Source organism: Armatimonas sp., from assembly GCF_043757465.1.
GTDB lineage: Bacteria > Armatimonadota > Armatimonadia > Armatimonadales > Armatimonadaceae > Armatimonas.
Genome location: NZ_JAYVPL010000030.1, coordinates 1 through 8,284, shown reverse-complemented (window position 1 = coordinate 8,284; position 8,284 = coordinate 1). Strand labels below are relative to the sequence as shown.

Annotated in this window: 11 protein-coding genes and 1 tRNA gene; 11 read left to right on the top strand and 1 reads right to left on the bottom strand. The window is 58.5% G+C overall.

All coding sequences use genetic code 11. The features are described from left to right. Positions 1–151 precede the first annotated feature (151 nt). Positions 152–1,417 (top strand): (Fe-S)-binding protein, encoded by a 1,266-nt coding sequence (locus ACH2ED_RS04460; protein ID WP_395089008.1) that lies wholly within the window; start codon positions 152–154, stop codon positions 1,415–1,417. A gap of 24 nt (positions 1,418–1,441) precedes the next feature. On the opposite strand, the gene ACH2ED_RS04455 is transcribed toward ACH2ED_RS04460, so the two are convergent. After that, on the bottom strand, positions 1,442–1,720 hold the full coding sequence (locus tag ACH2ED_RS04455; protein ID WP_395089007.1) for a hypothetical protein: 279 nt from the start codon (positions 1,718–1,720) through the stop codon (positions 1,442–1,444). Positions 1,721–1,824: 104 nt separating this feature from the next. Between ACH2ED_RS04455 and ACH2ED_RS04450 the strand changes: the two genes are divergently transcribed. From ACH2ED_RS04450 to ACH2ED_RS04405, 10 genes are all read left to right on the top strand, one after another. Beyond that, positions 1,825–1,896 (top strand) — tRNA-Cys (locus ACH2ED_RS04450). A 100-nt stretch (positions 1,897–1,996) separates the two neighbouring features. After that, positions 1,997–3,199 (top strand): tyrosine-type recombinase/integrase, encoded by a 1,203-nt coding sequence (locus tag ACH2ED_RS04445; RefSeq protein WP_395089006.1) that lies wholly within the window; start codon positions 1,997–1,999, stop codon positions 3,197–3,199. Positions 3,200–3,300: 101 nt separating this feature from the next. Then, positions 3,301–4,512, top strand: coding sequence for a ParB/RepB/Spo0J family partition protein (locus ACH2ED_RS04440; protein WP_395089005.1), 1,212 nt, complete (start codon positions 3,301–3,303; stop codon positions 4,510–4,512). Continuing rightward, entirely contained in the window at positions 4,499–4,672 is a 174-nt protein-coding gene (locus ACH2ED_RS04435; RefSeq protein ID WP_395089004.1) for a hypothetical protein, read from the top strand. Before ACH2ED_RS04440 ends, ACH2ED_RS04435 begins: the two co-directional genes overlap by 14 nt. Next, positions 4,662–4,898, top strand: coding sequence for a PRTRC system protein C (locus ACH2ED_RS04430; RefSeq protein WP_395089003.1), 237 nt, complete (start codon positions 4,662–4,664; stop codon positions 4,896–4,898). The genes ACH2ED_RS04435 and ACH2ED_RS04430 overlap by 11 nt, the downstream gene beginning before the upstream one ends. A 22-nt stretch (positions 4,899–4,920) precedes the next feature. Next, the gene (locus ACH2ED_RS04425) at positions 4,921–5,163 is read left to right on the top strand and encodes a hypothetical protein (protein ID WP_395089002.1); all 243 of its coding nucleotides are present in this window, start codon (positions 4,921–4,923) and stop codon (positions 5,161–5,163) included. Positions 5,164–5,234: 71 nt separating this feature from the next. Next, positions 5,235–6,185 (top strand): hypothetical protein, encoded by a 951-nt coding sequence (locus ACH2ED_RS04420; RefSeq protein WP_395089001.1) that lies wholly within the window; start codon positions 5,235–5,237, stop codon positions 6,183–6,185. Between the two features lie 16 nt (positions 6,186–6,201). Continuing rightward, a complete protein-coding gene (locus ACH2ED_RS04415) occupies positions 6,202–6,939 on the top strand; it encodes a PRTRC system protein B (RefSeq protein WP_395089000.1) in 738 nt (245 codons plus the stop codon). Continuing rightward, positions 6,936–7,742, top strand: coding sequence for a PRTRC system ThiF family protein (locus ACH2ED_RS04410; RefSeq protein ID WP_395088999.1), 807 nt, complete (start codon positions 6,936–6,938; stop codon positions 7,740–7,742). Before ACH2ED_RS04415 ends, ACH2ED_RS04410 begins: the two co-directional genes overlap by 4 nt. A 59-nt stretch (positions 7,743–7,801) precedes the next feature. After that, the gene (locus tag ACH2ED_RS04405) at positions 7,802–8,200 is read left to right on the top strand and encodes a hypothetical protein (protein WP_395088998.1); all 399 of its coding nucleotides are present in this window, start codon (positions 7,802–7,804) and stop codon (positions 8,198–8,200) included. Positions 8,201–8,284 lie beyond the last annotated feature (84 nt).

Sequence of the window (8,284 nt, the reverse complement as noted above, 5' to 3'; positions counted from 1 at the left end):
CGGTTTTCTTTTTGGCAACGAGTGGGAAGAGTTCGTCGCCTTTTGGAATCGTCAATCGTTGAGGACTGCTACCTCACCACTTTAATGTCCTGCACCCGCAGTTTGCCTAAATCGTTGGGTTGGTAGTAAACGGCAGGTACAATAGCGAGCAATGAAGGAAGCGGATGTCGAAAAAGGGCTCTTGAGCTGTGTGCACTGTGGGTTCTGTCTGGATGCCTGTCCGACCTATCGAGCAACGGGCGATGAAGCGGACAGCCCCCGGGGGCGATTGGTTCTGATGCGCAGCGTCTCGGAAGGCAAGCTACCCATGGTGGGAGAAGAGGCGAGTCAACCGGGAGGCGTCGGGTACCATCTGGATCGCTGCCTGGGGTGCCGCGCGTGCGAGACTGCGTGCCCCTCCGGCGTGCCGTACGGGCATCTTTTAGAACACTTTCGCAACGAGCAGGAGCACCAGGTGGCCCGCACCACGGGCGAGCGCGTCCTACGCGAGGGGCTCCTGATGCTGCTTACCGACCCCAAGAAGATGAAGCTCGCCCTGAAGGCCGGGCGGCTCACAGGAGGGAAGATTCCCGCGTTCGCGGCAAGGTTTGTCGGACTTCCCACGGATACGCAGCTCCCGCTTCCCGCTGACCTGGAGAAAGCCTCCGCCCCTCTTCCCGAGCTGATACGGGCACGGGGCGAGAAACGGGGAAAAGTCGCGCTGCTCACGGGCTGCGTGATGAGCGTCTTGTACAGCCCTGTCCATAAGGCAACGGCACAGGTTCTGGCTGCCAATGGCCTGGATGTCCATGTTCCCAAGAACCAAACCTGCTGCGGAGCGCTCCACGGCCATCAGGGGAAACTGGAAGGGGCTAAAGAGCTGGCGCGTACACTCATCGCCTCGTTCGAGGGCACGGACTACGATGCCATCATCCTGAACTCGGCGGGCTGTGGCTCGTTTTTAAAAGACTACACGCACTTACTCAAAGACGACCCTGAATGGGCGGATCGCGCCGCTACGTTTGCGTCGAAGGTCAAAGACATTACGGAGTACTTGATGGAGATCGAGCCGCGCCCCATGACGCGCTGGATTCAGACACGCATCACCTACCACGATGCCTGCCACCTGCGCCATGGTCAAAAGATCGCTGATGCTCCCCGAACGCTACTCAAGATGATCCCTGGGATCGAGTACGTCGAGTGTGTGGACGCCGATCAGTGCTGTGGTAGTGCCGGTGTCTACAACTACCTTCAGCCGCAGCTCGCCGGACAGCTTCAGAACAAGAAAGTGGAGAATCTCCTGGCGACCGGAGCTGAGATTATTGTTACGGGAAACCCGGGTTGTCTCGCCTGGATTGAGCAGGGCCTACCCAAAAACATGGCGGCACCAAAAGTCCTGCACCCCGTGGAACTACTGGCACGTGCGTACGGCGAGTAGCGTGGGCTACGGTGAAAGTGGGGGCTACGGTGAAAAATGAAGCTGACTGGTTGATAGGAGCAGCGTGCTGGCGCTGCTACAAATAAGAAAGAATGTCAGAATCCAGGTTGCGGGGCGGCGGTTCAGCCCCACCGGCAGAGAGACCCACCAGAGCCAGAACGCGACACCGCCACACGACGTTATCAGGGTAAGCCAGGCGCCGAGCATTGCCAGAGAGATCCAGGGTAGAAGCACCACCCAGATAAACAAGAACCATCGCATTGCCTCGCCGGTCTGGGCGCTAGCCTCTCGTGCATCACGCATAGTACAAGAGGCTAGGCAATAGCTGTGCCAGAAGAACGGGTGTCAGAAAGTCCATTCGTCAGGCTTGCCAGCGGTCGGGTGGCATGATAGACTTCCCTGCACAAGGCGCCGTGCCCAAGTGGTAAGGGAGAGGTCTGCAAAACCTTTATGCATCAGTTCGATTCTGATCGGCGCCTCTCCAAATCCCTCTAGAAATGCCAGTTTCTGAGGGGATTTAGGGTAAAGGTTCGCTCTGCCTGTCCTGCGTTTTCCCATCTAAAAATGAGGAAAAACGCCATGAAAAGACACGAAAGGGTAAAGGTTTCGCGAAATGATCGCGCCGCCAAAGCTCCTAAAAATACCCCCGATCCCGGTATACCTACGCCGGAGCCTGCTGTTGTCCGTCCTCGCGATGCTGTTGTCCGTCCCCGCGATGTAGGTCAGATGCGCCGCCGCCGGGAAAGTTCTCCACAAGCGACGGTTCGTACTGCGGCAGACCGCCTTGCTTTTCTAGACCCCGCCTCGATTACCACGGTGGCTTTGAAAGCATCCCTTGATACCTGGTTGCTGGAGTGCGAAGGGATTCAGCGCATGAGCCCGCTGACCATTAAAGAGCGCCGGGCCCGCGCTGGGAAGCTCGTCTGGTTCCTAGAGACAGAGAAGCTTCTTGCCTGCGATCGCAACGCCATCACGCGCTTCTTTGCCTACTTATGCATCCCTCTGAAGCCTGGAGAGAAGCGCTGGGGATCGAATGCGCCCGGAGCGGGTAAGGTCGTGAGTGCCAAGACGGCCAAGAACTACTGGATGGTATTCTCCGCCTGGTTCCGATGGCTCATCAAGGACGGTCAGCTCCCGGAATCGCCCCTTGCCAAACTGGAGACGCCCCAAGCGCCACAGAACTCCCCGCAACCGTTCACTCTGGAGCAGCTCGAAGGGCTCTTCGATGCCGCCAGGCGCTCGCTCTACCCTAACCGCGACCAAGCGATCCTGGCCCTGATGCTCGACACCGGCATCCGGACGTGCGAGCTGATCGGCCTGAGCGTGGAGGATGTGGACATGGCGAGCGGGACGATCATTGTGCTCGGTAAGGGCAATAAGCCCCGCCAAGTCGGCTTTGGTGTGCGCTGTCGAATGCTGCTCAATCGCTATCTGAGCCAGGACGAGCGCCGCCCTGGAGATCCGTTGTTCGTCACCGCACGAGGCGAGAGTGGGCGCTTCACAGGGATAGGCCTACGTAACCTCTACACACGCCTTGGGCAGCGAGCGGGCATCACGGGCGTGCGCTGCTCACCGCACACGATGCGCCACGCCTTCGCGACCCTGGCGATCCGAACCGGCAGGCTCTCCGAGTTCACGCTCCAGAACGCACTCGGGCACACGACTCTCAGCACCACCCTGATCTACTCCCGCGTTGCTCGCGCGGATGTCGTGGGAAAGATGCGTGCGGAGAGCCCGCTGGACCTGGTGTTAGGCAAGCCAGGGCGATCTAGGAAAGAATAATATGGAGCGCGTTATACTGGCAAGATAAATACAACGTGATAGTATAGATATGGTCAATCCGACCACTCGAACCCTTCCAACGGTTCGGAAAGGAAGTCTGTATGTCACGTAGACAAAAAGCAGCGGAGGGAGCAATGGGCGCATTGAGTGCAGCAATGCTCTCGCTGGCTGTGATCATGCCAAGCGCTTTGAATCCGCGCACGCTCTTCGATGAGGACGCCATCGCGCAGCTCGCCGAGAGCATTCAAGAGGAGGGGCTGCTCTCGCCCCTCGTTGTTCGTCCGAAGAAAGACACCGATGGCACGTATGAGATTGTCGCCGGTGAGCGACGCTACCGTGCCTGTAAGCTGCTCGGAATGGACGAGGTACACGTCATTGTCCGCGCCGACCTCGATGATGATCTGAAGGCTCTCACAGCGGCCATTGTGGAGAACGTCCAGCGCGAGGACCTGGAGGTTTTCGATCTTGCCCGTGCCTACAAGAAGCTACGGGAGCTGGGCCACCCGCTCAAGGAAGTGGCGCGCCTGGCGAAGCGTAGCAACCCCGATATCTCCAATACCATTCGGCTGCTGGACTTGCCCGAGAGCGTGCAGTTGCAGATCCAGCGCAAGGAACTCTCTCCCAGTCACGGGAAGGCGCTCCTTGGCCTTGCAGAGTGGCCTGATGAGATGGAGCGCCTGGCGGAGCAAGCCATTGAGCTAGGGCACTCGTCCCACGGGCTGGAAGGCATCGTCAACAGCGTCAAGCGCAGGAAAGAGTCCGAGCGCTCGCCAGAAATGGAGATCGAGGAAGAAAAGCCAGTCAACGAAACTGAAGAAGTTACTGCCCCCCCGCCACCTGCTCTGCCGCAGCGAACGACTTCAGTGGCCTCTCCGTCATCATCATCACGCCCTGATGCACCGTCACGCCCTGATGCACCACCGCAAGCACCCGCTCCGGTTGCGGTCGCGCCCACTCCAGAACCCGAGGTGCCTGCTCAGGCTCCCGGAGCACTTACAGGCTTCGTGAATCTGATGATCCGGCAGGAAGATCATGAGTGGATCATCGCGAACCGTGTCAAGCCCAAGCAGGTTTTTGCCGAGGCTCGTAAGCTGCGTGAATTGGTGGATGAGGAAGTGGAGAGCCTGGCCGGACTGCTCGCTGAGCACTATAGCAAGGTTAAGGGTGAACCCGTCTCGATCAAGACCGCGATCGCAACCGCGCTGTATAGCCGCGCTCTGGACTTCAAATTGATTGAGAGTAGTGTTGCCACTAATGCAATCGAAAACGTTATCGAAGACAACAAGGAAGAGGGAAGTAATGGCGCAGTTTAGAGTGAAGCAGCGGCTTGATCTGGTCTTCACGGTGCAAGCCGAGACCGAGCAGCAGGCAACGGCCTTGTTGCGCAAGCAGATCGAGGGAGTGGTGACGCTGGAGGCATTTAACGCCGAGAGCCATGTGAAAAGAGTAATCGAGGTGAGTGATGGCAAGTGAAGTAGCAGCGGAGCTACCAAGCTCCGCAGGGGCAGACCTTCCCCGCGTGTTTGTTTTCAATGGCAGTACGCTGGCCGACCCAGACGACGATCTTGACCCGGATCAGGTGAAGCGAATCTACGCAGGAAGCTACCCGGCCTTGACGAACGCGACGATCTCCGGGCCGGAGACCAAGGAGGGGCGGCGTGTCTACACTTTCACCGCAGCCGTCAAGACGAAAGGCTAGCAGATGCAAACCCAAGAGACTTGTGCGACCTCAGCGCCTCATGGAAATCTTCTGCCCGAACTCGGAGCCCTTGGGCAAGCCCTTCTCGGAGGGGCTGCGCAAGCGGAGCCTCGGCGGAGACGACACACGAACTCAGGAGCTGGTGGCGAGGTGGAGTCAGTCCGAGGAGCTGCAAAAACTGGGGCAGTCCCTGGCTGGTGGCATCGGGAAGCGAACAATAGGAGCACCACTCTTACTCCCGTCCTGCCTCCTGCCTCCGCTCTGAGCGTTCCGGTGATCGGGGAAGAAATTCCCCGGTCGTTGATCGTGGTGAGTTCCACGGATGTGCTGACAAGAATGGCGAAAGTTCTGCTCAAGATGGGGATTCTGAAGGAGAGAGATTGGACAGGCGATGGGGATATCGTTCAAAGTGTCGCCAACGGGCTGGCACGCTGGGCCGATGAAGAGCTTGGCTGCGCCTCGCTCATTCACTTCCAAAACTACGAGATCACCTACACTGACAACCCGGAGGCGTTCTCGATATATCCCGAGCGCTTCGAGCAGTACGTCCACAAGCCGACAGAGAAGGAGCTGCCGATCTGTGGCCTGGGGATGCTTGCCCCGAACTACAAGCTGCTGGACTGGGAGCCGATCCATCAGGCTCTCGAAGAGCAGCTCGGCGCAGAAGTGGCGTGGTCGGTCTACAGCGTCTTGATCCGTGCATTGAATGATGTGGTCGGATGTTGTTGCCCTTGCTTCGTGGATGACTACATCAATAGCTGGTGGGGGGAGTGGCAAGATGAAGAGGGCGATGGCTTAGATCCTTCCGCCTTCCGCCTCTACTTCCCCCAGGAGGTCTTCAGCCTCCCGTGCGACCGGAAGGCAATGCAAAGGGCGCTGGAGACGAAGCCAGGGCAGAAGCATGGCAAGCTACTCTCTGCCGCTCTGGAGGTCGAGGCGATCCTGGAATCGGGGTGGGAGGGAAACCTGTTCAGCGAGGCGGGCTACTACGCAGACGAAGCGATGGGGCCGTATCTGGGAGCCTGCATTGACTGGGGAACGGCGCGCTTCTCGGAAGAAGGGCACTCGCATGTTACTCGATTCTTCGACGACTACAACGAACACAACGCGCAGGTGATGTGCGATGACCTGATCTGGCGCTACCCATTCCAGATTGGAGGAAAAGAATGGAGTATCGAGCGAGCCTTCACGGCTCTGGAGACCAGCCTGATCGTGCTGGTTCTGTGTGACAAGATCATTGAGGCCGTGACAACGCTTGTTGGATTGGAAGCGCGGGTAAGGGTATGACCAGGAGGACTCAGATATGACGGTTTCGGATCGGATCACGACAAACGACAAGCTGATGCTCTCGCGGGCTGTTTTGCTCTACGAGGATGACGATAGAAAGCGCTGTGCCGCGACGGTTCACGAGGTGCAGCTCGCGCCTCAGAAAGCGCCTCAGATGCTTCCGGGAAGGCTTCTCGGAGCGGGGGAGCTGGTGGAGGTTCTCCAGCGCCTGTCCGCCGCCCCGCTCGCCCGTCAGGTTCTCCCTGAACGCCTGCTCTACTTCGATAGCGCGATGATGCTCTGGTGGCTCCCCGAGAGTCAGCGTGGCCTGCACTTCACCACGACGGAGCTGAAGGCAGTCTCTGGTAAGCCCATGGCGCATCCTCCGCTCTTGTTCAAGGCGGAGCCTGGCGCACTCTTTGTCTTCGCGCTGGAGCAGAACCAGCGCCCGACGAACGTGACCCCGCTGCGCGTCGCTCCCTACTACAACCTCTACAGCTACGGGAAGATGTGTCGGGGCAACATCAGCTTGCCAGAGGCACTTTCTCCGACGGATGGCGAGTTTACCAGTTGGGAGAAAGCGTTCTTCGAGACAAACTTCACGCATTCCAATGATGGTCGGCGCTGTGCCCATCCCGGCGGACACAACGGCATGTGGCAGGAGCTGGCGCAGACTCACCCTACCCCATTCCGCGCGGAATGGCTGCTTCCCACCAAGCTCAAAGTCAGTGACCTGCTGACGGTGAACGACAAGCGAGAACGAGACGAACTATGAGTAGAAAGAAGCGAATACCGATGCCAGACCCGCACTGGCATCCCCTAAATCCCAGCCTTGCGACGGCGGAGCGCTGGGGCGTTGTGGTGGTCGGAGCGGGAGGAAATGGCTGCGAGATGATCAATGGACTCGCCCGGATGCACGTGGCGATGCGGGCGCTGGGACACCCCGGCGGCCTTGCCGTGAAAGTCTACGATCACGATCAGGTGAGCGAAGCCAATATCGGAAGGCAGCTCTACGCGGCCAGTGACATCGAGCAGAACAAGGCCGTTATCGCTGTCAACCGCGTCAACTGCTTCTTCGGTCTGGACTGGGAAGCGGCACCGATAAAGTTTCCCGAGAAGCGCCGCGATCCTCCGTACCTGGATCAGCACTGTGGCCCAAGCCGAGCAAGTCGCATTCATGTCCTGATTTCATGTGTTGACACCGCCGCTGGTCGCCGAGTCATCGCAAAGCTTGCAAATACGGGAGCTTACGCCCCGGTTTACTGGCTGGATCTAGGCAACGGCAAAGACGATGGGCAGGTAGTTTTAGGACACGCCGCTCAGCCGAAGCTCCCGAGCGTTGCAGAGATGTTCCCAGAGATCATGAGCGAGGACTTTGTAGAGGACGACGCGCCGAGCTGCTCGCTGGCGGAGGCTCTGACTCGGCAGGATCTGTTCGTCAACCGGGCTGTTTCGACGCTTGCGCTGGATCTGCTCTGGCGACTCTTCAAGGATGGTGGACTGAACCATCACGGGGCATTCATCAATCTCGCAGACGGCAATGTCAATGCACTTCGGGTAGGAGGGAGCCTCAAATAAATCTGCGTCTGGAATTCGTTTTTACTGGCAAGATAAATATAAAGTGATAGAATAAAGTCATGCAAAAACGAATTCCTAAAATGCCGAAGGTGGAGCTGCAAGACGTTCCGCAGCTCCGCGAGACCCTCAGAGACTGGGCGGTACAGCGGGCGATGCGCGCCGTTGACCAGTTCGTCTTCTGGAGGCTCTCCGCCGACGGAACGCTCCTCAGCAAGACCGATGACAAGCTCTACTACTCCGAGGATGCAGTTCATCTGCCCGAGCTGGGAACCCGAATCTTCACGGGGTGTGACTGCGCCGATGCCACCGATCACCTGAGACGGCTCCACAGCCGCGCCCTGGAGCTCGGGATCGAGGCTGAGGAGCCTGTTCACTGCAAACACTACTACATCCGCTTGCTGCTCCAAGGCCACGCGATCCGGGTCAACGGCAGCATCGTCCGCGCTAAGGGCTCGTAAAAAAATAACCTCCCGATTCATATAGGATTTACATTTACTCTCGGATAGATAGTGTAGTTCCATTGCGGACAGATGTCATGGTAA